A 24,131-nucleotide genomic window follows, 5' to 3' on the forward strand; every position below is an offset into this window, starting at 1 on the left:
ACCACAGCCCTCAGAAGGACTTTCATGACAACCCTCGAAATCAAGGACCTGCACGCCGAGGTCGCCAACCCGGACCCGACCGCCGAGCCGATCCGGATCCTCAACGGTGTGAACCTCACCGTGAAATCCGGTGAGACGCACGCCATCATGGGCCCCAACGGTTCCGGCAAGTCGACGCTGTCCTACGCGATCGCGGGCCACCCGAAGTACATCGTCACCCAGGGCTCGATCACCCTGGACGGCGAGGACGTGCTGGCGATGTCGGTGGACGAGCGGGCCCGCGCCGGGCTGTTCCTCGCCATGCAGTACCCGGTCGAGGTGCCCGGCGTCTCCACGTCGAACTTCCTGCGCACCGCCGTCACCGCCGTGCGCGGCGAGGCCCCCAAGCTGCGGCACTGGGTCAAGGAGGTGAAGGAGTCGATGTCCGAACTGGAGATCGATCCGGCCTTCGCCGAGCGCAGCGTCAACGAGGGTTTCTCCGGCGGCGAGAAGAAGCGGCACGAGGTGCTGCAGCTCGGCCTGCTGAAGCCGAAGATCGCCATCCTCGACGAGACCGACTCCGGCCTGGACGTCGACGCGCTGCGCATCGTCTCCGAGGGCGTCAACCGCTACAAGGAGCGGGAGAACGGCGGCATCCTGCTCATCACGCACTACACCCGCATCCTGCGCTACATCCAGCCGGAGTTCGTGCACGTGTTCGTCGGCGGCCGCATCGTCGCCGAGGGCGGCGCCGAGCTGGCCGAGGAACTCGACGCCAACGGCTACGTGCGCTTCACCTCCTCCGTGGTAGGAGCCTGACATGACCGCAGTGTCGGAATCTCGGCACGTGCTCGACGTGGCCCGGATCCGGGCCGACTTCCCGATCCTGGGCCGGACGGTGCGTGACGGAAAACCGTTGGCGTACCTGGATTCCGGCGCCACCGCGCAGCGTCCGCTCCAGGTGCTCGACGCCGAGCGGTCGTTCCTGCTGGAGCACAACGCGGCCGTGCACCGCAGCGCGCATCAGCTGGCCGAGGAGGCCAACGAGGCGTACGAGGCGGCGCGCGCGACCATCGCGGGCTTCGTCGGCGTCGGCGCCGACGAGATCGTCTACACCAAGAACGCGACCGAATCGCTGAACCTGGTGGCGTACGCCTTCTCCGACGACCGCTTCCCGCACCGGGTCGGCCCCGGCGACGAGATCGTGATCACCGAACTGGAGCATCACGCGAACCTGGTGCCCTGGCAGGAGACCGCGCGCCGCACCGGCGCCACCCTGAAGTGGTACAAGGTCACCGACGACGGCCGCATCGACCTGGATTCACTGGATCTGTCGCCGCGCACGAAGGTGGTCGCGTTCAGCCATCAGTCCAACGTGACCGGCGCGGTCGCCGACGTGGCCGAATTGGTCCGGCGGGCAAAGGAAGTCGGCGCGCTCGTGGTGCTGGACGCCTGTCAGTCGGTGCCGCACCAGCCGGTGGATCTGCGCGCGCTGGGTGTCGATTTCGCCGCGTTCTCCGGGCACAAGATGCTCGGGCCGTCCGGCGTCGGCATCCTGTACGGCCGTCGTGAGCTGCTGGAGGACACTCCTCCGTTCATCACCGGCGGCTCCATGATCGAGACTGTCTACATGGATCACAGCACCTACGCCCCACCGCCGCAGCGGTTCGAGGCCGGGTCGCAGATGATCTCGCAGGTGGTCGGATTGGCCGCCGCGGTGCGGTATCTCACCGATCTCGGTATGGACAACGTTGCCGCGCACGAACATTCGCTGGTCGGCGCCGCGCTCGAGGGGCTGGGCGCGATCGACGGCGTGCGGATCATCGGCCCGACCGAGAACGTGGACCGGGGCGGCGCGGTGTCGTTCGTGGTCGACGGTGTGCACGCGCACGACGTGGGGCAGGTGCTCGACGATCAGGGCGTCGCGATCCGGGTCGGCCACCACTGCGCCTGGCCGCTGCACCGATACTTCGGTATCGCCGCGACCGCCCGCGCCTCCTTCGCCGTGTACAACACGCTGGGGGAAGTGGATCAGCTGGTCGCCGCGGTGCGGAAGACCCGAGAGTTCTTCGGGGTTGCATAGATATGCGCTTGGAGCAGATGTATCAGGAAGTGATCCTCGATCACTACAAGCACCCGCACGGCCGCGGCCTGCGGGAGCCGTACGAGGCCGAGGTGCATCACGTCAACCCGACCTGCGGTGACGAGGTGACCCTGCGGGTGCACATCGACGGCAACGGCGATGTCGCCGACGTCTCCTACGACGGGCAGGGGTGCTCGATCAGTCAGGCCGCGACTTCGGTCCTCACCGACCAGGTGGTGGGGTTGCCGGTGCAGCAGGCGCTGAAGTCGGTCGACGCGTTCAACGAGATGATCACGAGTCGCGGTGCGAGCGAGGGTGACGAGGAGCTGCTCGGCGACGGCATCGCGTTCGCCGGCGTCGCGAAGTACCCGGCGCGGGTGAAGTGCGCCCTGCTGGGGTGGATGGCGTTCAAGGACGCCGTGATCCGGGTAACCGACCAGGAAACGAAGGCTCCGATGAGCAGCGGGGAGACGCAGGCATGAGCGAGACGAACACTCCCGAGACGGATATGGCGGAGACTGCCGAGGAGGCCGGCGTGCCCGCCGCGCCGGTGCAGCTCTCGGCGGAGGAGTTGAAGCAGCTGGAGGATCTCGAGGAGGCGATGCGGGACGTCGTCGACCCCGAACTGGGTATCAACGTGGTCGATCTCGGGCTGGTCTACGATCTGCGCGTCGAGGGCAATACCGCGATGCTGGACATGACGCTCACGTCCGCGGCTTGCCCGTTGACGGATGTGATCGAGGATCAGTCCCGTAATGCTCTGGTTCGCAGCGGGCTGGTCGAGGATTTGAAGATCAATTGGGTCTGGATGCCGCCTTGGGGGCCGGACAAGATCACCGAGGACGGGCGGGAACAGTTGCGGGCTTTGGGGTTCACTGTGTAGGACTGTTCGCCTCGTCCCCGGCTTCGTTGGTTCGGGGCGGCGGTGGTGCGGGAATAACGGTGTTGGGCCTGCTTGTCGGTGACAGGCTGTATTTTTGGCCTCCGCTTCGCTCCGGCGGGTTCGCGGCCCCCCTGGTCTCGGTCCTTCCCTCCTCCGGTCAGTCGCTGCGCTCCCTCCCTCCCTCCGTCAGTCCAGGACCGAGACGGGCCGCGAACGGGGGGGTTGGGTTTTGGTTCACCGTCCCGCTTGACCTGTCGGCCGTGGGAATTCGGGGCTCCTCGTGATCGGTTGTGCGACGGTATTCTGAGCCGACTGACAGCGACGAGGGGAAGTCGGTGGGGACGGTCCGAATCGCCTTGTGCGTCTTGGGGGTTGGTGCGCCGGAGCACCGTTCGCTCGAATGAGCGAGGGGGGCGCGCTGGGCGCCGCGTGGGAACTGACGCGCACTCGGGTGGCCGCGGTCATCGAGCGCGTCGGCCGGGTCGCGTCGGAGGCCATCGAGGAAAGCTCCGCGCCACTCGCGCATGGTCTCCGCGAAACTGTGGCCGCCGAGGAACGCGGCGCGGCCATGGCCCGGATCACGAGCATCGCCCCCGAGAAGGCGTATCCGGAGCAGACATTCATCGTCAAAGGCGGTCAACTGCATCCTGTCAACACCGCCGACGGAAGCAAATGGGAAGCGATAGGGGCGGGAAACTCCGGATCGCGGTGGGCTGCTGATCCCGAGAATGTGGCAGTGGGCGTGAACAATTCCGGCGAATTGACGGAGCGGGCCGAGCGGATGGTCACCCTGAATTTCAAGGAAGGGACCACGCCGGGCACCGTGAACAAGCTGGGCGACTATCGCTGGCAGGTCGACCGTCAGCTGGACGGCGTGAATCGGCTGTCGTCCCAGGAGGTTCTGGACAACTGGCAGAACGTTCAGCGGGTCGGTACCGCGCAGCGGGTAGCCCGCGAAGAGTACGCGGAGGAGTTGTACGAGCGGAAACTCTACGAGGCGTTGGAGAAGGACGGCCGGGGCGAGTTGGACGGGTCCCCGGAGGAGTACGCTCAGCAGCAGGTCGCTGCCGAGATGGCCAAGATGCGCGCACTGCACGAACAGGATCTGGCCGGCGGTGGCGCGGACCGGATCGGCGTCCTCCCCGACGGCAGCTGGAGCATGGGCGACAAGTATGTAAACTCGTCGCTGGGAAGTCAGTGGAAGCAGGTCCGGGCCGATCTCCGTAGCTATGCCGAGCTGTTGAGCAGATCCGGTGAGGGCAACAAACTAATGAACGTGAGATGGAGAGTCGGCTGACCATGTCGCGCATCACCGAGGCCATCGTCCGGAACTGGGGGCAGCCGACTTTCCGGGCCGAAACGCCGACGGAGCGTTTCGAACAGTTCCGGGGTATCGCACCGCCCGCCCTGCTCGACATCTGGTTCGAATTCGGCTTCTCCGGGTTCGACAACGGCCGGTGGTGGATCTGCGACCCGGTGGCCTGGCAGCCGGCGGTCGACGTGTGGACGGCCGGCCTCGAACTGCCCACCGGCCCCGATTCGTGGATCGCGGTGACCCGCTCGGCCTTCGGGCGAATGAAGCTGTGGAGCAACAGCACCGGATTCAGCCTCACCGTGCTGCCCTATCTCGGCTGGCTGATGTACAAGCCCAGCCCCCGCCAGGTGCGGGACGAATCCACCACGGAGATGGCGATGTACGCCGGTTTCCTGGCACAGAACCGCGAGAACATGGATGTTCCGGACGAGGACGGCGCCGGGATCTTCGATCAGGTGCTGCCCCGGCTGGGCCCGGTCGCGGCCGATACCCTCTACGGTTTCGTCCCCGCCCCGGCCCTCGGCGGGTCGCTCGCCGCCGACCACGTCGAGGTCTTCGACGCCGAAGTGCACATGCGGTTGCTCAGCGACCTGACGCCGCGGCAGCTCATGGAGCGGGCGACGCAGTAGCCGGCTCACCGGCATCGAACCGTGGCGCTTCCGAAACCGTGTGTGACACAGTGAGTGCCGAAGTTCGGCGCCGCGGGCGAGGAGAGAGCCGATGTCCACGATCGACGGATTACCGGTCCATGCGCTGCTGGTGCATGTGATCGTCGTGCTGGTACCGCTGACGGCCGTGCTTGCCGGCCTGTGCGCGGTATGGCCGGCGGCGCGGCGGCGACTGGTATGGCTGGTGGGGGTGCTGGCCGTGGTGACGCTGGTGCTGACCCCGATCACCACCCAGGCGGGGGAGTGGCTGGAGCAGCGGGTCGGTCCGTCGCCGGAGGTGCGCACGCATGCCGATCTCGGTGACACCATGATCTATTTCACAGCGGCGCTGGCAATCGCCGCCCTGCTGCTGGTCCTGCTGCACGTGCGCGAAGGGCGGCGGCCGGTGGGCCGGCTCCTGGCCGGTGCCGTCATCGTGCTGACCCTCGTCGCGAGCGCGGCGGCGGTGGTGCAGGTGTACCGGGTGGGCGACTCGGGAGCGCGGGCGGTGTGGGGCGGGGTCGCGGCCGTGGCGCCCCCCTCCGGACACTGACTCCCGGCTCTACGCCGGAGATTGGTTGTGCGGAAGCAGAATTCGGTCCGAGTGGTTGCTCACAACCGGGAATCGAGAGCGGCGCGCCGGTCCGGCGGCGCGCTCGCGCCGAGTTCCGCGAGCGCGGCCGCGACGAATCGGGTAGCCGGCCGTGCGCGCATGAGCGTGCGGCCCGTCTCGATCCGCGCGGCCCGCTCGGCGGGATTGCCGAGGTAGTGCAGACAGGTCGAGACCACACTCCGATAGCCGGTGAAGGCCACCGCCGACGCGAACAGCTCCGCCTCCTCGGTGTCGACGCACGTCTCGGAGACGACGAATACCCCATTGATCAGCAGATACGACACCCGGACGGCCTCGAAGATCTTGGTGTCGTAGAAGTGTGTGTTCAGTACGATTTTCGCGCGTGCGTACAGGGCGTCGCGCGCGGCGCCGTACACCCCGAAACGCGCCTGCGCGTTCACGCCGAGCCGGCGTAGTTCGTCCACCGGATCGAGCCGATGCCGGTTGAGCGAGCCGACGACGAGGACGTCGATATCCGGTTCGGCAACGGCCGGAATCCGTTCCAGCTCCGGGACATGGCCGATCGGGACATGGCGGACGTCCGGCACCCCGAGCGCGCGCAGTGTCGCGATGTTGCGGAGGCTGTAGTCCCACACCACATGTCGGCGGAACGTCGCGAGCAGTTCCTCGGTGACCCATCGCGACCCCGGGTAGATCTGCTCCAGATTGACCAGGATGGCGTCGTCGGGTATCCGAATGTTCCACCACGAGAACGTATTACTGCCGAAGACGATGTGCCGCCGCCCCGGCAGCGCCGGATCGTCGGACAGCACGCTGTCGAAACCCAGTCGCAGCAGCGCGAAATGGATGCTCTCGGCGACCTCCCGGAACGCCTCGCGGTGCTGGTATTCCAGCGGTGGCGCGATGGTGACGGCGAACTTCGCCGGCGGGGCGACTGGCATACTCGGGCGAACTTCCGCTGCTACCGGGGCGGTGCGCCCCTCGGGGGGTGATGCGCCTTCGACCCTATCGTATCGGTGCCGGAACCTCAGCGGCGCAATACCTTCCGCGCCAGGTAGTTCCCCGCGAACTGCACGCCCTGCACCCCGGCGACGATGATCAGCGTGGCGACCAGGGTGACCTGCCAGTCGAACCGCTGGTATCCGTACACGAGCGCGAAATCGCCGAGACCGCCACCACCCACGGTGCCCGCCATCGCCGACATGTCGACGATCGCGATGATCACGAAGGTGTAGCCGAGTACCAAGGGGCCCAACGCCTCCGGGATCAGCAGCGTGGCGATGATGCGAAGCGGCCCGGCCCCCATCGACCGGGCCGCCTCGATCACGCCCGGGTCCACCGTCACCAGGTTCTGCTCGACGATCCGCGCGATGCCGAACGAGGCCGCCACGATCATCACGAAGGCGGCCGCGTCGGTGCCGATGGTGGTGCCGACCACCTTCAGCGTCACCGGGCCCAGTGCGGCCAGCAGGATGATGAACGGGATCGGCCGCACCACGTTCACGATCACGTTGAGCAGCAGGTGGATCGGCGCGTTCGCCAGCAGGCCGCCCCGGCGGGTGCTGTAGAGCGCGGTGCCCAGGGCCAGCCCGAGCACCCCGCCCACCACGAAGGTGAGCAGGACGAGATAGATGCTGGTACCGACGGCCTCCCACAGAACCGGCCGGAGTTGGTCCCAATTCGTCTGCACGGCAGCCTCTCTCACGCCTCGATCGTGACGGTGGCCGCGGTCAGCTCGGCGACCGCCCGGTCCACCGCGGCCTGCGGCCCGTCCAGGGCGAAGGTGATGCTGCCGAAGGTGCGGTCCTGCAACGCGCTCACCCCGCCGTACACCACCTCGAACCGCACCCCCGCGACGGCGGCGGCCGCGAGCGCGGCGCCGACACCGCGCCCGTCGGCGATGTCGACGGTCACCAGCCGGCCCGGGTGGGTCGTGCGCAGCCGCCGCAGTTCCGCCTCGGAGGGGCGGTTGCGCAGCACGGAGGCCACGAACGACTTCGTCGGCGCGGCCTGCGGATGCGCGAAAACGTCGAAGGTGCCGGCCAATTCGACGACGCGTCCCTCGGCGAGCACCGCGACCCGGTCGGCGACCGCGCGGATCACGTCCATCTCGTGGGTAATCACCACGATGGTGACCCCGAGTTCGGCGTTGACCTTGCGCAGCAACCGGAGTACCTCACCGGTGGTCTCCGGATCGAGGGCGGAGGTGGCCTCGTCGGCGAGCAGCAACGCCGGCGAGGTGGCCAGCGCGCGGGCGATGCCGACCCGTTGCTTCTGCCCGCCGGACAACTGATCCGGATAGCTGCGCGCCTTGTCGGACAGGCCGACGAACTCCAGCAACTCCGCCACGCGCGCTTTGCGTTTCGCCCGCGGCCAGCCCGCCACCCGCAGCGGATACTCGACGTTGCCGGCGGCGGTGCGGGAACGGAACAGGTTGAACTGCTGGAACACCATGCCGATGTCCAGCCGCAGCCGTCGCACCCGCGCCTCCGGGATCCCGGTGATCGGCTGCCCGCCGACGAGCACCTCGCCGGTGGTCGGCTTCTCCAGTCCGTTGATCAGCCGCACCAGCGTGCTCTTGCCCGCCCCGGAGTAGCCGATGATGCCGAAGATCTCACCGCGCTCGATGCGCAGATCGATATCGGCCAGCGCCGTCGTGGTGGTCCGTCCCACCGTGAAGGTCTTACCGACGGAACGGAATTCGACAGCGGGCGCGGCGGAGCGGCGGTCGGCGGCGTCGTCGGCCGCGCTCACTTGTGATCTCGGAGGCCCTGCTCGACCCGGGCCAGGATCTGCTCCAGGTCGGCCTGCGGGCGCTTGACCTCGATACCACTGCCCTTGGTGGCCTCGGCCCACGCCTTCTGCACCTCCGGGTCGTGGAAGACGTCCACCAGCTTCAGCAGTGTCGGATCGGCCTTGTCCGCCGCGCGGACCGCGAGCACGTTGATGTACGGCTCGGCGGCCGGATTGTTCGGATCGTCCGCGTACAGCGCCGAATGCGGGTCGATGCCGGCCCGTTCGAGGAAGGTGTTGTTGATGATCGAGCCGTCGACCGAGTTCAGCGACAGCGCCGTCTGGGTGGCGTCGACCGTGGTCACCCGCACCTTGCTGGCGGCCTTGTCGACGTCGGCGGCGGTCGGCTGGGAGGGTGTCCCGGTGAACTTCACCAGTCCCGCCGCGGCCAGCACGTTCAGCCCGCGGGCCAGATTGGTCGGGTCGTTCGGGACCGCGATCTCGCCGCCGGCGGGGATCTCGGCGAGGGCCTTGTGCTTCTTCGAATACAGCGCCAGCGGAACGATGTACGTGGACCCGATCGGGGTGATGGTGTCGTTGTTCGACACGTCGTACTGGCCCAGGAACTGAAGATGCTGGAACAGGTTGATGTCGATCTGTTTCTGCGCCAGCGCGAGATTCGGCGTCTTGTAGTCGGTGAAGTTGGTGGTCCGCAACGTGATTCCGTTGCGCTTCGCGACCTGTTCGAACGTGTCCCAGGCCGAGTTCCGGTCGGTGGTCCCGATCCGGATCACGGTGTCCGAGGACGACGAGCCGCCACTGCCGCCGCATGCCGTGAGGCCGAGGACGGCGGCCAGGGCGAGGACCGAAATCGCCGGTACCCGTCGAAATTTCACTCGTGCTCCCGCGTGATCGTCGAAACGTGAACTCGACCATCACACGGGAGCGCACGGGCCCCGGCAAGGCTTGCGATTGCGCTGAACGAAACCCTGGCCGCGCGGCCTACGAGTTGGTCTTGATCACCACGGTGCTGCAGATCTTGTCGGCGAAGGTCTGCCGCTTCTCGTCCCACAATGGCCACAGATAGCCGATGTAGCAAGCGATTCCGTCGACGAAGTGCGCGAGCTGGCGGACGAGGGACATACCGAAGCCGAGGTACCGACCGTCGGCCTCGCGCACGAGGCTGATGCCGACGACCCGCTTACCCCAGGTCTGTCCCGTCTTGCCCTCCAGGTAGATCAGGTACAGGGTGACGCCGAACGCCGTCAGCCAGCCCAGCAGCGCGAAGATGATGCCGATCACGGACAGGCCGCCACCGCTGCACTGATACACCCCGTCCTCGTCGGTGCTGCAGCTCATCGAACTGCTGCCGATGGCGAAGGCGATCGCGTAGAGGACGGCTGCGGGGACGAAGGCCGCGAGGCCGTCGATCAGCCGGCCGCCCACGCGCAGGAACCAGCTGGCATACGGCAGCGCGGGCGCCCCGTACGGTGTGTAGCCGCCGCTCGGCGGATAGCCGTAGGCGGGCGCGGGCGGCGGGTAACCCGGCTGCGAAGCGGCCCCATAGCCCGGCTGCGAAGCGGCCCCGTAACCGGGCTGGCTCCCGTAGCCCGGCTGCTCCCCGTAACCCGGCTGGCCGCCGTAGCCCGGCTGGCCGCTGTAACCCGGTTGGGCGCCGTACCCGGGCTGACCGCCGTAGGGTTGCTGACCGGTGTACGGCGGCTGCCCGTACGGTTGCTGCCCCGGGTAGGACGGCTGGCCGTACGGCTGTTGCCCGGTGTACGGCTGGCCGCTGTACGGCGGCTGCAGCGGCTGCGACCCGCTGTCCTGGCCGTACGGTTGCCCGCTCGGAGATCCGGGCTGGCTCCAGCCACCGGAATCGCCGTAACCGGGCTGCGGATGCCCGTATCCCGGGGTGGGCTGCTGACCCTGCTGCGGCGCTGCGTTCGGATCGCTCGGCTCGGATGGGTTGCTCATCTGTATTTCCTCCGAAGTTCGTGGGACACCGGCGGCGACCGTGCCGCCGGAGTCCGACGTGTGACGCAACTGTGCGGCAGATGTGAACTCGCTGCCAAGTATCACCGACTCGCCGCCGCAGGGGCGGTCGAAGCTCACGGATTGCCGCATTGCCGTGAATCGGCGCGCGATGGGTATTCGATTTCCGGGTATTCGATCGAGCCGCGATGATGGTCCGGTGGACGACATCACCTACGAGGACACCCGGTTCGGGCTGCACGCGGTATCGGAGTTGCTCGTCGCCGGGCCGCAGTACCGCCGGTTCGGCACCATCCGGATGCGGATCGTGCTCGGCGGCTTCGCCGGCACGAAATGGCCGGTCTCCGTGCTCGGTTCGGAGCTGGTCTGGGCGGAGGGCCGAGTGCCGCTGACCGGCAGTTTCGCCGAGGTCGCCCGGCAGGCCGGTTTCGATGCGGTGGCCCCGCCGCCGGGGCTCTACACAGACGGCACCGGTCTCGACCCGGCGGAGGCGTTCGCCCTGGACGCCGACGCGCTGGCGTCGATCCACGACTGGTTCGCCGTCGGCGACACCGCGCTGCGCCGCTTCGCCGAACAGCCACCCACCCTGTGGCCGGAGCACTTCGACCTGTCCGTGGCGGTGGAACAGGTGAATTACGGTGTGTCGCCGGGTGATTGGAGCAATCCGGGCCCGTACGCCTACGTCGGCCCGTGGACCCCGCGCGCGGGCGAGTTCTGGAATGCCTCGTTCGGCGCGATACGGCCGCGCTCGGCGGTCCCGACGGTCGAGAGCCTGCTCGAATTCTTCCGTGAGGGCCGGGACCGCGCCGCCGCGGGATAACCGCGCCGATGCCGGAGGGCGCGAAAACCTCACGCGCCCTTGCGAGTCTGCCGCCCGGTGGATTTGGCCGGGGCCTTCGCGGTCGTTTTCTTGGCGGCGGTCTTCTTGGCGGTGGATTTCGCGGCGGTGGATTTACCCGACGTGGATTTCGCCGCCGCCGCAGATTTGGTGGCTTTTTTCTTCGGCTGCTCGGCGGCGGGCGCGGTCTCGCCGCGGCGGCCGGTGGCCTCCAGGCTGCGCTGCAACGCGGCGACCAGATCGACGACCTCGGCGTCCATCTCCGGAGCCGGCGCCTCCTCGTACCGGGTCACCGTGCCGGAACCGGATTCGATTGCCTCATCGAGCATCTTCTTCAACTCGATCTGGTATTCGTCCTTGTACAGGCTCGGATCGAAGTCGTCGGACATGCTGTCGACCAGTGTCTCGGCCATCGCGATCTCCTGCGACCGCGGCGCGGCCACCCCGTCGAGCGATTCGAAATCGGCCGCGCGCACCTCGTCCGGCCACAGCAGCGTCTGGAGCACCAGGACGCCGTCGCGCACCCGCAGCGCGGCGAGCCGGGTCTTCTGCCGCAGCGTGAAATTGACCAGTGCGACCCGATCCACCTGATCGAGCGTCGTCGCGAGCAGCACATACGCCTTCGGCATGGTGGAATCCGGCTCCAGGTAATAACTCTTGTCGAACAGGATCGGATCGATCTGATCGGAGGGCACGAACTGCAACACCGGAATCTCGTGCTTCTCGGCGACCGGCAGCTTCGCGAAATCCTCGTCGGTGAGCACCACCTTGTCGCCCTCGGGCGACTCGTACGCCTTGTCGATGTCGGCGTACTGCACGGATTGGCCGCAGACGGTGCACACCCGGTCGTATTTGATCCGCCCGCCGTCCTTGGCGTGCACCTGATGGAACCGGATGTCGTGATCCTCGGTGGCGGTGTACACCTTCACCGGGACGTTCACCAGCCCGAATGCGATGGAGCCCTTCCAGATGGATCTCACACGCTCGATCGTACTTTCGACCGCCTGCTCCCGTAGGGCACGTCGACCCGATTGTAACCTTACCGACGATGGTGATCGACGAACAACTCGCCGCAGAACTACCCGCCGATCCGGCCGCCGCCGTAGCGCTGCAACAACGCCTGCGCGCGCTGGTAGAGCCGCACGACCCCGCCCCGCCACACTTCGGCACGATCGCCGGCCTCGACTCCGCCTACGACGACGCGGGCAACGTCGTAGCCGCCGTGGTGGTCCTGAACGCCACGACCCTGGATCAGGTCGACACGGCGACCGCCCGGGGCCACACCACCTTCCCGTACGTACCGGGCCTACTGGCCTTCCGCGAACTCCCCACCACAATCGCCGCCCTACGCCAACTGACCACCACCCCCGACCTGCTGATCTGCGACGGCCAAGGCCTCGCCCACCCGCGCCGCTTCGGCCTGGCCTGCCACCTCGGCCTGCTGACCGGCGTGCCGACCGCCGGCGTCGCGAAAACCCGCTGGGGCGACGGCGCCGACCCCGCCCCCGAACGCGGCGCGACCGCCGACATCACGATCGACGGCGAACTCGTAGGCCGAGCCCTCCGCACCCGCACCGCCGTCAAACCGGTCTACGTCTCCGCAGGCCACCGAATCTCCCTCGAAACAGCCTGCGCCGCAACCCTGAACCTCACCCCCCATTATCGCCAACCCGAAACCACCCGCCGAGCAGACCACCTCTGCCGAATGTTGTTGCGCGGCTGAACTTCCGCCCAGCACCCGCTGGCGAACCCGCCGAAGCGAAGCGAAGACCGAAAATGCGCCGGTCACCAATTCGCAGGCCCAACACGCCTGTTCGCGGCCCGTCTCGATCCTGGACTGACGGAGGGAGGGAGCGCAGCGACTGACCGGAGGAGGGAAGGATCGAGACTAGGGGGGCCGCGAACCCGCCGGAGCGAAGCGGAGGCCAAAAACACAGCCTGTCACCGACAAGCAGGCCCGACAAGCAAGTTCGCGCCCCGCCCCGATCCTGAACTGAGCGAGAAAGCACGGCTACCGACCGAGGAAGGAACAACCGAGACGAGGGCCCCGCAACCCCGCCGCAGCGAAGCGGAAGCCAAGATCACAGCGCAGCGGCGAGGGCGGCAACCTGGGCGGTCCGGAAGCCCTTCGCCACACCGGTTTTCGCAAATACCTCATCGAAACCATGAAAGGCCCCGTCAACAACGAGGGTCTCACACGCGATCCCGCTGTCCGCCAGCCGCTTAGCGTAGGCAAGATCCTCATCATGAAACAAATCCAGGCTACCCACGCCGATCCAAGCCGGCGGCAGCCCCGACAGGTCCTCATACCGCGCCGGCGCGGCGAGGCCGCTGATCGACGGTGAGCCCGGCGCCAACCCGGTATAGGACTGCCAGCCGAAGGCGTTGGCCTTGTTGTTCCACAGCCGGAAGTGCGATTCGTCGAGATCGGTGCGCAGCACGGTGCGATCGTCGATCATCGGGTAGGCCAGCAGCTGGAACACCGGTCGCACCTCGCCGCGCTCGTGCGCGAGCAGCGCCAGCGCGGCGGCCAGTCCACCACCGGCGCTGGCCCCGCCGATCGCGATCCGCTCGGCATCGATATCGGGCTGCCGGGCCATCCAAGCCAGCGCGTCGTGGCAGTCGTGCAACGGGACCGGGAACGGATGTTCGGGCGCCAGCCGATAGTCGGCGGAAACCACCACGATGCCGAGTTCGCGGGCGAAGTGCCGGCACAACCAATCGTCCTGTGCCGCACTACCGATCACGTACCCACCGCCGTGGATCCACAGCAGGCCGGGGGAGCGGGCCGGCGCGGTGGGCGGCCGGTACACCCGCACGGTGATGTCGCCCGCCGGTTCCACCCGCACATCGCGCGGGACGCGGCGCGACGCCAGTCCGCTGAGCGCCCGCACCACAGGAAGTGAGCGCTTGTTCACCGGGCTGCGCGGCAGCCAGCGCGCGGCTCCGCGCAGGTCGGGATGGAATGCGTCGCCTTGCACCATGAACTTCCTTCGCTGGACAGCGGGTGGATTGTCCCATATTCGCCTGTACGATGGAGGATCTTGTCCAGTCCGAGGAGAACCGATTTCATGCGTATTGCGAATCTGGCCGGCCGGGGTGTGTTCGTGCTCGGTGGGGAGGACGGCGATCACCAGGCCGCGGAGATCGCGGCGGTGTCCGGCGGCCGTTTCGGCCCGGACCTCGGCCAGATCTACCAGAACTGGGGCCGGTTCCGGGAATGGGCGGCGACGTTGGCCCCGGATGCGCTGCACACGCATGCCTTTCCGCTGAACCGGGCGCTCCTGGGCGCTCCCTCACCGGCGCCACGTCAGGTGTTCGCGGTCGGGCTGAACTATCGGGACCATGTGGCGGAGACCGGTTTCGCCGTGCCCGAGCAGTTGCCGCCGGTGTTCACCAAGTACGTGTCCGCCTTCAGCGGACCCGACAGCACCGTCGTCCTGCCCGTGGGCGGTCATGTGGACTGGGAGGTCGAGCTCGTCGTCATCGTCGGTCGTGAGCTGCACCGGGCCGATCCCGAGCAGGTCTGGCCGGCCCTCGCGGGCGTCACCGCGGGCCAGGACCTCTCCGAGCGGATCTCGCAGTTCCGTGGTCCCGCAGCGCAATTCGGCCTGGGCAAGTCCTTCCCCGGCTTCGCCCCGCAGGGGCCGTGGCTGGTCACCCCGGACGAACTGGCCGACCGCGACGATCTCGAGCTCGGCTGCGCGATCGACGGCCAGGAGGTGCAGAAGGCCCGCACCGGTGATCTGCTGTTCCCGGTGCCGGAACTGCTCTCGCGGTTGTCGCACACCGTGGTTCTGCTGCCCGGCGACGTGATCTTCACCGGCACCCCGGCCGGCGTCGGCATGAGCCGTGAGCCGCAGCGTTTCCTGCAGCCCGGCGAGACCCTCGACAGCTGGATCGAGGGCGTCGGCACCCTTCGCCAAACCTTCGTCGCCGGACGATAGCCACCGCCCCCACGGCGTTCCGGTCCCCGCGCGCACGGCCCGTTTCCGGGCGGACCGTGACGTTTCCGTGTCAGTATTCACAGCAACTGCACGGCTGGCTCCGACTCGAAATGCGCCGGTGCTGAGGTGAACTGGAGGGCGTGCTGAACAGCGTGGGGCAGGAGCCGGGGGACGAACCGGAACTCGACGACATGACGGTCGCCATCACCCGCCGCGAGCTGTTGCGGATGGTGGGGATCACCGGTGAGTCGGTGAGCCGCCGCGGCGGGCGGTCACTGAACGCGGACGCGGTGGCGGCGTACACGGACGCCGCGATGGGCCGCAGCGCGTTCGTGGTCGCCGACGGGGTGGGCAATCATCTGCTGGCCGTGCGGGCGGCCCGGACCGTGGCCGCGGTCGCGGCGCAGACCGGGGCGCGGCGCGGCGCGCGGGCCGGCATCCTGGCCGCGCAACAGGAACTGCGCCGCCAGTATCCGCAGGACGAGGCCGACGCGGTGCTGGTCGTGGCGGTCCTGCCGGCGGCCGGCCGGGCCGACGGCCGCATCGATATCGCGTGGGTGGGCGACTGCCGCGCCTACCGCTGGAACGGGCGGGTGCTGCACCAGATCACCACCGACCACACCGTCGGCGAATATCTGCGCACCTACGGACACCATCCCGCGGCCCGGATGGACCACCTGGTGACCACCTCGGCCCGGACCGTCCGGCCCGGCGCCGTCGGCCACGCGGCCACCGGCTCGAGCACCGGCCGGCTGCTGCTGTGTACCGACGGCGTGCACAAGCCGATCGACATGGCGACGGTGAAATCCGTCCTGAGCGACTCGACCGGCCCGGCGGCCGCGGCGGAAGCGTTGGTGGACAGCGCGTTACGCGCCGGCGGAACCGACAACACCACCGCGCTCGTGGTCGACCGCGGTTAGCTCGAAGGCCGCGCCGACGAGTTCGACCGACCGCACCCGGTCCGCGAGAGCCGAGGCGTGGTGGGCGAGAATGAGCTCGTCGGCGCCGATGCCGGCCGCGAACTTCGTGAGGAAGTCGCGGACCTCGCCGGGGGTGCCGGCGGCGGTGTACTTCATCATCGCGGCGAGCTGGCTGCCGTTCGGCGACGCCAGGAACGCGTCGATCTCGTCGTCGGTGAACCGCACGTCGGCAGCGCCGCGGGAGATCATGCTCCGGGCCCGCGCCCGATAGGCGACGGCCCGCTGCTGCCGCGCGTCCTCGGCGTCGGCCGCGGCGAACACGTTCGCCGCGGCCATCACGTACGGCTCGGCCAGCTGATCCGACGGCTGGAACCGCTCGCGGTAGATCTCCACCGCCTGGTGCAGCGCGTCCGGCGCGAAGTGCGAGGCGAAGGCGTACGGCAGGCCCAGCTGGGCGGCGAGCTGCGCGCCGAACAGCGATGAGCCGAGGATGTACAGCGGCACCGCCTCCGGCGCCTGCGGTACCGCGCGCACACCCGGTATCCGGGACCGTCCGGTCAGATAGCCCTGCAATTCCAGCACGTCGCGGGGGAACGAGTCCGCCGACGCGTGGTCGCGGCGCAGCGCGAGCATGGTCTTCTGGTCGCTTCCGGGGGCCCGGCCGAGTCCGAGGTCGATCCGGCCGGGGAACAGCGTCTCCAGCGTGCCGAACTGTTCGGCGATCACCAGCGGCGAATGGTTCGGCAGCATGATGCCGCCCGCGCCGAGCCGGATCGTGTCGGTGTTGGCCGCCACGTAACCGATCAGCACGCTGGTCGCGCTGGAGGCGATGGTGTTCATGTTGTGGTGCTCGGCGTACCAGACGCGGCGATAACCGCCGCGCTCGGCGGCGCGGGCGATCGCGACGCTGTTGTCGAAGCTGTCGCGCGCGGTCTCCCCGGGCGCGATCGACGCGAGATCGAGGATGGACAGGGCGATGGGCATACGGAACGGCCTTCCGGCAGGAGAGACGTGCACCCGCTATGATACGGACTGTCAGTCCGCTTGTGTCGACCGGAGGGCCCGATGCGTGCCGACGCCGAACGCAACCGCACCGCGATCCTCGCGGTGGCCGGTCGCCTGATCTGCGAGGAACAGCGGGTCGACGTCTCGATGGACGAGATCGCCGCGGCCGCCGCCGTCGGCAAGGGCACCCTGTTCCGCCGGTTCACCGACCGCGAGGGCCTCATCCGGGCGGTGTTCGACGACCGGACCTGCCGCGCCTGGGACCGGGCCCGCGACATCGCCGCCGATACCGCCGTCCCGGCGGGTGACCGGATCGTCGCCTACGTCGCCGCCGTCTTCGACCTCTGCTCCGGGTTGCAGCCGCTGCTGCGCGCCCTGCCCGAGGGCTGCCACGCCCGCACCTGGGGTCCGTGGCAGGCGCTGCTCGCCGAGCTGATCGCCGAGGCGGCACCGGAGGCCGACGCGGAATTCCTGGCCCTGGCCGTGTTCGCGTGCCTGCGCCCGGAGATCACCGCGGCGATCTCCGGCCCCCGCCACCGCGCGGGCGTGCTCGCCCTGACCGCCCGGCTGCTCGGGCCGGACCGGAGCTGATCCGGCCGAAAATCACTGGACCCGAGCCGATCTCGCGTCGATCATCGAAGGATGACCACGAATCCCCAGGACCGTCTCCGGCTGGTCGGGCGCGACGAGCCCGCGGCGGCGTCGGCCGGGCCGCTGTCGTGGGTGATGCACGTCGACGACAGCGACTCGCCGCGCGACGTCATCGACGCGCTCGGCCTCGCGCCGTACCTCAGCGGCGAGCAGCCGCACGCCCGCTCCGCCGACCTCTCGCACGTCAAACCGGACGCGCCGCTGTGCCCCGAGGGCGCGCGCGTGCTGCGCACCAGCGAGGACGGCGGCACCCGCACCCTGCTGGCCAGCGGCGACGGCTGGACGCTGCGCAGCCTGCGCCGGTCCGGTGGCGACGCGATGCTGCACGTCTGTGCCGTCAGCGAGGAGCTGGCGCGTGAGGTGATCGCCGCGTGCTCCGAGAATGCCACGGCCGCACCGGAAGTCGACGACAGTCAGGTGTCCATGGGCTTCTGGCACGCCGGGTCGCGCGGCCCGAACCGGCGGGAGCGCACCATCACCGCCGCGGGCTGGGCCGAGATCGCGGGCAACTACGCCACCGGCGTGGCCGCGGCCATGCGTCAGCTGATGTCGCTGCGGCCCGGCGACGTCAGCGCGCGGCTGCTCCTGCTGCACGGCCCGCCGGGCACCGGCAAGACCTCCGCCCTGCGCGCCCTGGCCCGGGAGTGGTCGGACTGGTGCCAGGTCGACTGCGTGCTCGATCCCGAGGCGCTGTTCGCCGACACCGGTTACCTCATGGAGGTCGCCATCGGCGTCGACACCTACGACGAGGAGAAGCGGCGCTGGCGGCTGCTGGTCCTGGAGGACTGCGACGAGCTGATCCGCGGCTCGGCGAAGGAGTCCACCGGCCAGGGCCTGTCGCGGCTGCTGAACCTCACCGACGGCATGCTGGGCCAGGGCCGCGACGTACTGGTGGCGATCACCACCAACGAGAACCTGTCCCGGCTGCACCCCGCGGTGATCCGCCCCGGCCGCTGCCTCGCGCAGCTCGAGGTGGGCCGGCTCTCGCACCCGGAGGCGGTGGCCTGGCTGGACCGGGAACTCGGCGATCGGCCGCGGCCCGCCGTCGGGCCGGACGGCATGACGCTCGCGGAGCTCATCGAGGCCCGGGACGACCACGCCCGCATCCAGGCGCTGCCGCCGGCCCCGGTGGTCGGCGGATACCTGTAGCGCCCGGTGCCCGCGCCCGCACGCACGAGGTAATGTCGGCGTGCGGGTTGCGGGACGGGAAGGTGAACACCGGTGACGGTTTCGGACGAACGCGGCTCGGCGACCGCGATCAGCATGCGCACGACCGGCACGCACGACGTGCCCGGAGATTCCGCGGCGGACGTCTGGGAGGTGATGTCCACCGCCCGCTCGATCCGCCGCTTCACCGACGAGCCGGTCGACGACGCCACCCTGACCCGCTGCCTGCGGGCGGCCACGTGGGCGCCGTCCGGGGCCAACGCCCAGGCCCGGCGGTTCGTGGTGCTGCGCTCGCCGGAGCTGCGGGCCGTCGTCGCGCGCGCCGCGGCCGAGGCATTGCAGATCATCGAGCCGGTCTACGGGATGACCCGGCCGGATCCGGCCGACCCCGGCCGCCGGGCCCGCAACGATCGCGCGGTCTACGAATTGCACGACCGGGCAGGCGAATTCACCTCGGTGCTGTTCACCCAGGAACGGTTCAGCACGGCGTCGGAGCTGTTGCTCGGCGGCTCGATCTTCCCGGCCGTGCAGAACTTCCTGCTGGCCGCGCGGGCCTGCGGGCTGGGCGCCTGCCTGACCAGCTGGGCCTCCTACGGGGGCGAGGCATTGCTGCGCACCGCCGTCGGGGTGCCGGACAACTGGATCGTCGCCGGGCACGTCGTGGTCGGCTGGCCACGCGGCGGCTTCGGCCCGGTCCGCCGCCGCCCGCTGGCGGAGTCCGTCTTCCTCGACCGCTGGGACGAACCGGCGGGCCCGCTGCTCGACTCGGCGGCCACCGAGGACGGCGGGACCGACCTGTAGGGCTCCGTCCGCCGGGGTTGCCGGCACGTAGACTCCGGCTGTGACCGATCTCGCGGATTTCGCCCGGCTGGCCGACCGGAGCAACGGCCTCTGTGTGGTCTCGACCCTGCGCGCCGACAACACGATTCAGTCGACGCTGGTCAATGTCGGTGTGCTGCGGCATCCCGGTACCGGCGCGGACGTCGTCGGGCTGGTGGTGTTCGGAACCAGCCGCAAACTGGCGAATCTGCGTGCCCGGCCGCGTGCGACGATCGTCGCCCACGCCGGTTGGCAGTGGGCGACGGTCGAGGGCCCGGTCTGGATCGCCGGTCCGGACGATCCGGCGCCCGGCGTCGACGCGGAGGGGCTGCGGTTGTTGCTGCGCGAGGTGTTCACCGCCGCCGGTGGCACGCACGACGATTGGGACGAGTACGACCGGGTGATGCTCGCGGAGCGTCGCACTGTGCTGCTCGTCACTCCTGAGCGCGTGTACAGCAACGGCTGAGCGCGGCGCAGGCCCGGCGGCGCACCCTCGGACCGGAACCGTATCCGATCGGAACAGGCGGCGAAGCCGCCCGCCCCGGCGGATTCCGCTCGACTACTTGCAGTGTCTCAGGTCACTGGAAATACTTGGGCGGCATGATTTTCGGAGGGAGTGACATGGTCGGGTCCAGGGCGAGATGGACTGCAGCCGAGATACCGGATCAGCGCGGCCGATCGGTGGTGGTGACGGGCGCCAATTCCGGGCTCGGATTCGAGACCGCGCGGATGCTCGCGGAGCGCGGCGCGCACGTGGTGCTGGCCTGCCGGAATCCGGAGCGGGCCACCGCGGCGGCCGAGGCGATCCGGCTCACCGCGCCGGACGCCGAATTGAGTTCGGTCCGGCTGGATCTGGCCGACGCCGGCTCGATCCGCGCCGCGGCGGAGGAACTGCGGGAGCGGCTGGCCCGGATCGACCTCCTGATCAACAACGCCGGGGCCGCGTTCGGTGAACTGTCGCTCGTCGAGGGCGTCGATCGCACGTTCGCCACCAATCAGCTGGGGCCGTTCGCGTTCACCGGACTGCTGCTGGACCGGGTGCTGGCCGCACCGGCCGGCCGAATCGTCATGGTCAGCAGCAACGTCTCGGGCATGGACGAACTGGATCTCGACGATCTGGACTACGCCCGGCGCGGTTACGGGCGCTGGAAGGCGTACGCGCAATCCAAGCTGGCCAATCTGGTGTTCGCTCTGGAACTTCAGCGCCGGTTGACCGCCGCGGACGCCAAAACCCTTGTGACCGCGGCACATCCCGGCGGCGCGAACACCGACTTCGGCGTCAACACCGGCGGCTTCGTCGGCTTCATGGGCTCGAAGACGATGCGCCGCTTCACCGCACCGCTGGCCATATCCGCCGAGCGGGGCGCGCTGAACACACTGCGGGCGGCCGTGGATCCCGAGGTCCGCGGCGGCGAGTTCTTCTGTCCGGACCGCCTCCGGAACATGCGCGGCTATCCGGCCGCCCGCGATCCGGGCCCGGTGGCGTCGGATCCGGCCACCGGCGCGCGGCTGTGGGAGATCTGCACCCGGCTCAGCGGCGTCGAATACGCGTTCCCGGCCTGAGATATCGAGCGGTCGCCGGTCGCAACCGCGACACGGCGGTCGCTCGTCTCAGTTGGCTAACTTTCAGCGACAGCGGGGCCCCTCCGGTCACATGATCGATGGGGCGGCCGTACTCGGAACGGCCCCCGAGAGGAGGACCGTGAAGACGCTGGACCGTCGTATCCGCCGGACGGTGTTCGCGGTGGCAGCCCTGCTCGCGCTGGCCCCCGCCCTGTCCGTGCTCCCCGCCGCCGGTGCGCAGCCCCCGCCGCCGCCGGGCCCGCCCTGGTTCCCTCCGCCCCCCGGCGACGACCGGTTCGACGGTCCGCCGCCACCGGATGCCGACCGGTGGCGGGACGGCCCGGACGATCCCGGCTGGGGTGAGGGCCCGCCGGACGATCCGTGGTGGCGCGACGGCCCGCCGGAGAACCGTGGCTGGCACGAGGGCCCGCCACCTCCCGGCTTCGTACCACCACCACCCCACCCGCTCCGGGCCCCGGCGATGCCCCCGCCGTAATCCCGGACCCGGATGTCCGGGCTGCCCGCCTCCTCCTCCCTGATCCCGGCGGGACCGGATTCCGGGGACAGCCGTGCTCAGGCCGACGGGCCTGGGCACGGCTTCTCCGTGTTCGGGGCCGGTGAAAGCGAAAGGTCCCGCCCCGGAACGCCGGGGCGGGACCCTCTCGATGGCGTCCCCTCCGATCGCCACCGAGCCGCTGTCGATGACTCCCCTCCGTGGTGCCCATCGACGTCTCGACCGTAGGCGGCGATCCGGTCGCGGCGACAGCCACGATCCGTTGTTCACAGGAAAGACACTGGTCACGGCATCGATCCGGTGATCCGGACCGGAACATCCCGGACATCGGCGGCCGGACCGGATCCCGGACCCGCCGGACCGGCCCGATCGGCGGGCGAAACATGCCCGTTCCGGAGCGGACCCCGATTTTCCGGACCGGAAAGGGTCCGACGTGCGGATCCGCCGCGCGGCCGGTCCGGGCCGGCCGGCCCGGTCTCCTACGGTGAGCCGGTACAGCTGCCAGGGAGGAAGACGGAATGCTGGTCGGGGACCGGAGCCGGTTCGGAATCGAATACGAGCTGGATGCGGTCGACCCGGAGCGACCGGATCGGCTGCCCGGCCACCTCCGGTGGTGGTGCGGGGGCGATCCGGTGGGCCGCTACGATCCGGCGATCTCGATCGTGGCAGCCGCCGTCGCGACCGATCGGATCGCGGCGCGCGCCGGCCGCCGCCGCCATCCCGACCTGATGGCCGTGCCCGCCGCCGACGTGGTGCGGATCGTCACCGACGCCCTGTTCACCGACAACGAGCGCACCGAGGAACAGATCGATGCCGACGGCCGGCTCTACTGGCCGTTGTTCGTCGGGCCGCGCACCGAATCCTTCGATCCCTGGGACGTTTTCGTCGTCGAGGACGAGACCGCCGCCCGGCTGATCTGGTGCCGGATCGGGCATCCGGAGGTGCGCGAATGTGCCCTGCGCCGAGGCGAGTTCGACGCGGTGCTGCGAATGTTCCTCGACGGCTTGCCCTTCGGCGGGCAGTGATAGGTTCGGCGCGGAGGTGCGATATGGACCGGCTCGAAGTCCCCGCGGAAGCCGAGGGCGCCGCGGCGTCGGCCGCGAAGCCGGTCGCCACGTCCCGGCTGGTCCGGGGCTCACGGCTGGGTGCTGTGGTGGCGGCGCAGGCCGTGCGCAAGCGGCGCACCCGGCTGTCGATGATCGGCCGCTCGGCGGCGGCGCGCGAGCGGCTGGCCGACGAGTCGACCGTGAAGATGGCCGAACAGCTGGTCGTGGTGCTCGGCGATATGAAGGGCCTGGCCATGAAGCTCGGCCAGTTCCTGTCCATGCTGGATCTGGACCTGGTGCCGCCGGACCAGCGCGAATCGTTCCAGACCCGGTTGGCGGTGCTGCGCGACGGGGCGCCGGCGGTCGACTTCGCGACGATGCGCCGGGTCGTCGAGGAGGAACGCGGCGCACCGCTGGAGAAGCTGTTCGCGGAGTTCGATCCGGAACCGGTCGCCGCGGCCTCGATCGGGCAGGTCTACCGGGCCCGGCTGCACGACGGGACCGACGTCGCGGTGAAGGTGCAGTATCCGGGCATCGACGCGGCCGTCCGCGCGGATCTGCGCAACATCGGCATGCTGCGCTTCCTGATCGCGCAATTCCTGCCCGGCTTCACCGTCGCGGTGCTGGACGAGTTCCGCTCGACCGTGCTGAACGAACTGGACTACACCACCGAGGCCCGGACCCAGCGGCAGGTGGCGGACCTGTTCACCGGTCATCCGTTCATCTCGGTGCCACGCGCGTTCCCGGAACTCGGCAGCGCCCACGTGCTGGTCACCGAGTTCTGCGATGGGATGCCGTTCGAGACCGTGCGGGCGCTGCCGGACGCCGAGCGCGACCGCCTCGGCGAGATCGTCTACCGCTTCTACATCGGCTCGCTGTACGAGCTCGGCGAGTTCTGCGGCGACCCGCATCCGGGCAATCTGGTGCTGCGCCCGGACGGCCGGCTGGCTTTCCTCGACTTCGGCCTGTACAAGCGAATGGACAAGGGGCACATGGCCTTCGAGGTGGCCTGTCTGCGCGCGGCGGCCGAGGACCGGCACGACGACCTGTACCGGCTCATGGTCGACCGGGGCGTCATCGACGACGCCGCCGGGGTGACCGCGCAGGAGTGCTACGAGTACGTGCTCGCGGCCTCGGAATGGTGCCTGGTCGACGAACCGCTGCCGATCACCCCGGATCTGGCCTCCGGCGCGTTCCTGATGGCGATCGATCCGCGGCTGGCGGAGTTCGCCGGCATGCGGCGGCAGAATCTGCCGCCGGAGCATCTGTTCTCCCGCCGAGCCGATTTCATGACCTTCGGCACCCTCGGCCAGTTGCGGGCCACCGCGAACTGGCATCGGATCGCGCGGGAGTGGCTGTACGACGACGAGCCGGTCACCGAACTCGGTGAGCAGCACCGGATCTGGCGACGGGACCGCGAGGGTGCGGCGGCCGGCGGGGCGTGACCGGCGG

27 protein-coding genes are annotated in these 24,131 nt (G+C 69.4%); 19 read left to right on the forward strand and 8 right to left on the reverse strand.

Features of this window, described 5'->3' with window-relative positions; genetic code table 11:
• The first annotated feature begins 24 nt into the window (after positions 1-24).
• From sufC to NRB56_RS23635, 7 genes are all read left to right on the forward strand, one after another.
• The gene (gene sufC, locus NRB56_RS23605) at positions 25-798 is read left to right on the forward strand and encodes a Fe-S cluster assembly ATPase SufC (RefSeq protein ID WP_153345690.1); all 774 of its coding nucleotides are present in this window, start codon (positions 25-27) and stop codon (positions 796-798) included.
• A 1-nt stretch (position 799) separates the two neighbouring features.
• Positions 800-2,062, forward strand: a complete 1,263-nt coding sequence (locus NRB56_RS23610) for a cysteine desulfurase (RefSeq protein WP_153345691.1) — start codon at positions 800-802, stop codon at positions 2,060-2,062.
• A gap of 2 nt (positions 2,063-2,064) precedes the next feature.
• A complete protein-coding gene (sufU, locus tag NRB56_RS23615) occupies positions 2,065-2,544 on the forward strand; it encodes a Fe-S cluster assembly sulfur transfer protein SufU (RefSeq protein WP_153345693.1) in 480 nt (159 codons plus the stop codon).
• A complete protein-coding gene (locus NRB56_RS23620) occupies positions 2,541-2,945 on the forward strand; it encodes a metal-sulfur cluster assembly factor (RefSeq protein ID WP_153345695.1) in 405 nt (134 codons plus the stop codon). The genes sufU and NRB56_RS23620 overlap by 4 nt, the downstream gene beginning before the upstream one ends.
• A gap of 400 nt (positions 2,946-3,345) precedes the next feature.
• Positions 3,346-4,242 carry a polymorphic toxin type 15 domain-containing protein gene (locus NRB56_RS23625; protein ID WP_153345697.1) on the forward strand — a complete coding sequence of 299 codons (897 nt, stop codon included), beginning with the start codon at positions 3,346-3,348 and terminating at the stop codon, positions 4,240-4,242.
• Positions 4,227-4,889: a GAD-like domain-containing protein gene (locus NRB56_RS23630; protein WP_153345699.1), complete on the forward strand. Its 663-nt coding sequence runs from the start codon at positions 4,227-4,229 to the stop codon at positions 4,887-4,889. The genes NRB56_RS23625 and NRB56_RS23630 overlap by 16 nt, the downstream gene beginning before the upstream one ends.
• Positions 4,890-4,980: 91 nt before the next feature.
• Positions 4,981-5,460 (forward strand): DUF2231 domain-containing protein, encoded by a 480-nt coding sequence (locus NRB56_RS23635; protein WP_153345701.1) that lies wholly within the window; start codon positions 4,981-4,983, stop codon positions 5,458-5,460.
• A 59-nt stretch (positions 5,461-5,519) separates the two neighbouring features.
• Here the strand turns inward: NRB56_RS23635 and NRB56_RS23640 are convergent, their stop codons facing one another.
• The 5 genes from NRB56_RS23640 to NRB56_RS39825 all read right to left on the reverse strand — a co-directional run bounded on the left by NRB56_RS23640 (position 5,520) and on the right by NRB56_RS39825 (position 10,191).
• Positions 5,520-6,422, reverse strand: a complete 903-nt coding sequence (locus NRB56_RS23640; RefSeq protein WP_153345703.1) for a CgeB family protein — start codon at positions 6,420-6,422, stop codon at positions 5,520-5,522.
• Between the two features lie 86 nt (positions 6,423-6,508).
• A complete protein-coding gene (locus NRB56_RS23645; RefSeq protein ID WP_319943466.1) occupies positions 6,509-7,171 on the reverse strand; it encodes a methionine ABC transporter permease in 663 nt (220 codons plus the stop codon).
• An 11-nt stretch (positions 7,172-7,182) separates the two neighbouring features.
• Positions 7,183-8,235: a methionine ABC transporter ATP-binding protein gene (locus tag NRB56_RS23650; RefSeq protein WP_319943431.1), complete on the reverse strand. Its 1,053-nt coding sequence runs from the start codon at positions 8,233-8,235 to the stop codon at positions 7,183-7,185.
• Complete coding sequence (locus NRB56_RS23655; RefSeq protein WP_319943432.1) at positions 8,232-9,110, reverse strand: MetQ/NlpA family ABC transporter substrate-binding protein; 879 nt, start codon at positions 9,108-9,110, stop codon at positions 8,232-8,234. Before NRB56_RS23655 ends, NRB56_RS23650 begins: the two co-directional genes overlap by 4 nt.
• 106 nt (positions 9,111-9,216) lie before the next feature.
• Positions 9,217-10,191 carry an RDD family protein gene (locus NRB56_RS39825; protein WP_153345704.1) on the reverse strand — a complete coding sequence of 325 codons (975 nt, stop codon included), beginning with the start codon at positions 10,189-10,191 and terminating at the stop codon, positions 9,217-9,219.
• 217 nt (positions 10,192-10,408) lie between these two features.
• On the opposite strand from NRB56_RS39825, the gene NRB56_RS23665 reads away from it, so the two are divergent.
• Positions 10,409-11,029, forward strand: a complete 621-nt coding sequence (locus NRB56_RS23665; protein WP_319943433.1) for a hypothetical protein — start codon at positions 10,409-10,411, stop codon at positions 11,027-11,029.
• A 29-nt stretch (positions 11,030-11,058) separates the two neighbouring features.
• On the opposite strand, the gene ku is transcribed toward NRB56_RS23665, so the two are convergent.
• Entirely contained in the window at positions 11,059-12,027 is a 969-nt protein-coding gene (gene ku, locus NRB56_RS23670; RefSeq protein ID WP_319943434.1) for a non-homologous end joining protein Ku, read from the reverse strand.
• Positions 12,028-12,095: 68 nt separating this feature from the next.
• Here ku and NRB56_RS23675 point away from each other — a divergent pair, with 68 nt between their 5' ends.
• Entirely contained in the window at positions 12,096-12,770 is a 675-nt protein-coding gene (locus NRB56_RS23675) for an endonuclease V (RefSeq protein ID WP_153345708.1), read from the forward strand.
• Between the two features lie 358 nt (positions 12,771-13,128).
• Here the strand turns inward: NRB56_RS23675 and NRB56_RS23680 are convergent, their stop codons facing one another.
• Complete coding sequence (locus tag NRB56_RS23680) at positions 13,129-14,031, reverse strand: alpha/beta hydrolase (protein ID WP_153345710.1); 903 nt, start codon at positions 14,029-14,031, stop codon at positions 13,129-13,131.
• A gap of 87 nt (positions 14,032-14,118) precedes the next feature.
• Between NRB56_RS23680 and NRB56_RS23685 the strand changes: the two genes are divergently transcribed.
• Both NRB56_RS23685 and NRB56_RS23690 read left to right on the forward strand, forming a co-directional pair.
• Positions 14,119-14,994 (forward strand): fumarylacetoacetate hydrolase family protein, encoded by an 876-nt coding sequence (locus NRB56_RS23685; RefSeq protein WP_153345712.1) that lies wholly within the window; start codon positions 14,119-14,121, stop codon positions 14,992-14,994.
• Positions 14,995-15,134: 140 nt separating this feature from the next.
• A complete protein-coding gene (locus NRB56_RS23690) occupies positions 15,135-15,914 on the forward strand; it encodes a PP2C family protein-serine/threonine phosphatase (protein WP_319943435.1) in 780 nt (259 codons plus the stop codon).
• On the opposite strand, the gene NRB56_RS23695 is transcribed toward NRB56_RS23690, so the two are convergent.
• Entirely contained in the window at positions 15,861-16,898 is a 1,038-nt protein-coding gene (locus NRB56_RS23695) for an LLM class flavin-dependent oxidoreductase (protein WP_153345714.1), read from the reverse strand. The two genes, NRB56_RS23690 and NRB56_RS23695, sit on opposite strands and share 54 nt — an antisense overlap.
• Before the next feature lie 81 nt (positions 16,899-16,979).
• Here NRB56_RS23695 and NRB56_RS23700 point away from each other — a divergent pair, with 81 nt between their 5' ends.
• From NRB56_RS23700 to NRB56_RS23735, 8 genes are all read left to right on the forward strand, one after another.
• Entirely contained in the window at positions 16,980-17,510 is a 531-nt protein-coding gene (locus NRB56_RS23700; RefSeq protein ID WP_153345716.1) for a TetR/AcrR family transcriptional regulator, read from the forward strand.
• Between the two features lie 51 nt (positions 17,511-17,561).
• Positions 17,562-18,719 carry a DUF5925 domain-containing protein gene (locus NRB56_RS23705; protein WP_153345718.1) on the forward strand — a complete coding sequence of 386 codons (1,158 nt, stop codon included), beginning with the start codon at positions 17,562-17,564 and terminating at the stop codon, positions 18,717-18,719.
• A gap of 114 nt (positions 18,720-18,833) precedes the next feature.
• Positions 18,834-19,538 carry a nitroreductase family protein gene (locus tag NRB56_RS23710; RefSeq protein WP_153346044.1) on the forward strand — a complete coding sequence of 235 codons (705 nt, stop codon included), beginning with the start codon at positions 18,834-18,836 and terminating at the stop codon, positions 19,536-19,538.
• Between the two features lie 40 nt (positions 19,539-19,578).
• Positions 19,579-20,022: a TIGR03618 family F420-dependent PPOX class oxidoreductase gene (locus NRB56_RS23715; protein ID WP_319943436.1), complete on the forward strand. Its 444-nt coding sequence runs from the start codon at positions 19,579-19,581 to the stop codon at positions 20,020-20,022.
• 155 nt (positions 20,023-20,177) lie between these two features.
• Entirely contained in the window at positions 20,178-21,119 is a 942-nt protein-coding gene (locus tag NRB56_RS23720) for an oxidoreductase (protein ID WP_153345720.1), read from the forward strand.
• Positions 21,120-21,258: 139 nt separating this feature from the next.
• Positions 21,259-21,615: a hypothetical protein gene (locus NRB56_RS23725; protein ID WP_153345722.1), complete on the forward strand. Its 357-nt coding sequence runs from the start codon at positions 21,259-21,261 to the stop codon at positions 21,613-21,615.
• 536 nt (positions 21,616-22,151) lie between these two features.
• Entirely contained in the window at positions 22,152-22,658 is a 507-nt protein-coding gene (locus tag NRB56_RS23730) for an Imm42 family immunity protein (RefSeq protein ID WP_153345724.1), read from the forward strand.
• A 23-nt stretch (positions 22,659-22,681) separates the two neighbouring features.
• Positions 22,682-24,124 carry an ABC1 kinase family protein gene (locus tag NRB56_RS23735; protein ID WP_153345726.1) on the forward strand — a complete coding sequence of 481 codons (1,443 nt, stop codon included), beginning with the start codon at positions 22,682-22,684 and terminating at the stop codon, positions 24,122-24,124.
• The last annotated feature ends 7 nt before the right edge of the window (positions 24,125-24,131 follow it).

This window comes from Nocardia aurantia (assembly GCF_009604425.1).
GTDB lineage: Bacteria > Actinomycetota > Actinomycetes > Mycobacteriales > Mycobacteriaceae > Nocardia > Nocardia aurantia.

What these genes read in the sequence shown, in the direction of transcription:
- sufC (WP_153345690.1), top strand. Translation starts at nt 25, where the DNA reads ATGACAACCCTCGAAATCAAGGACCTGCACGCCGAGGTCGCCAACCCG.
- NRB56_RS23610 (WP_153345691.1), top strand. Translation starts at nt 800, where the DNA reads ATGACCGCAGTGTCGGAATCTCGGCACGTGCTCGACGTGGCCCGGATC.
- sufU (WP_153345693.1), top strand. Translation starts at nt 2,065, where the DNA reads ATGCGCTTGGAGCAGATGTATCAGGAAGTGATCCTCGATCACTACAAG.
- NRB56_RS23620 (WP_153345695.1), top strand. Translation starts at nt 2,541, where the DNA reads ATGAGCGAGACGAACACTCCCGAGACGGATATGGCGGAGACTGCCGAG.
- NRB56_RS23625 (WP_153345697.1), top strand. Translation starts at nt 3,346, where the DNA reads ATGAGCGAGGGGGGCGCGCTGGGCGCCGCGTGGGAACTGACGCGCACT.
- NRB56_RS23630 (WP_153345699.1), top strand. Translation starts at nt 4,227, where the DNA reads ATGGAGAGTCGGCTGACCATGTCGCGCATCACCGAGGCCATCGTCCGG.
- NRB56_RS23635 (WP_153345701.1), top strand. Translation starts at nt 4,981, where the DNA reads ATGTCCACGATCGACGGATTACCGGTCCATGCGCTGCTGGTGCATGTG.
- NRB56_RS23640 (WP_153345703.1), bottom strand. Translation starts at nt 6,422, where the DNA reads ATGCCAGTCGCCCCGCCGGCGAAGTTCGCCGTCACCATCGCGCCACCG.
- NRB56_RS39825 (WP_153345704.1), bottom strand. Translation starts at nt 10,191, where the DNA reads ATGAGCAACCCATCCGAGCCGAGCGATCCGAACGCAGCGCCGCAGCAG.
- NRB56_RS23675 (WP_153345708.1), top strand. Translation starts at nt 12,096, where the DNA reads ATGGTGATCGACGAACAACTCGCCGCAGAACTACCCGCCGATCCGGCC.
- NRB56_RS23680 (WP_153345710.1), bottom strand. Translation starts at nt 14,031, where the DNA reads ATGGTGCAAGGCGACGCATTCCATCCCGACCTGCGCGGAGCCGCGCGC.
- NRB56_RS23685 (WP_153345712.1), top strand. Translation starts at nt 14,119, where the DNA reads ATGCGTATTGCGAATCTGGCCGGCCGGGGTGTGTTCGTGCTCGGTGGG.
- NRB56_RS23695 (WP_153345714.1), bottom strand. Translation starts at nt 16,898, where the DNA reads ATGCCCATCGCCCTGTCCATCCTCGATCTCGCGTCGATCGCGCCCGGG.
- NRB56_RS23700 (WP_153345716.1), top strand. Translation starts at nt 16,980, where the DNA reads ATGCGTGCCGACGCCGAACGCAACCGCACCGCGATCCTCGCGGTGGCC.
- NRB56_RS23705 (WP_153345718.1), top strand. Translation starts at nt 17,562, where the DNA reads ATGACCACGAATCCCCAGGACCGTCTCCGGCTGGTCGGGCGCGACGAG.
- NRB56_RS23710 (WP_153346044.1), top strand. Translation starts at nt 18,834, where the DNA reads ATGCGCACGACCGGCACGCACGACGTGCCCGGAGATTCCGCGGCGGAC.
- NRB56_RS23720 (WP_153345720.1), top strand. Translation starts at nt 20,178, where the DNA reads ATGGTCGGGTCCAGGGCGAGATGGACTGCAGCCGAGATACCGGATCAG.
- NRB56_RS23730 (WP_153345724.1), top strand. Translation starts at nt 22,152, where the DNA reads ATGCTGGTCGGGGACCGGAGCCGGTTCGGAATCGAATACGAGCTGGAT.
- NRB56_RS23735 (WP_153345726.1), top strand. Translation starts at nt 22,682, where the DNA reads ATGGACCGGCTCGAAGTCCCCGCGGAAGCCGAGGGCGCCGCGGCGTCG.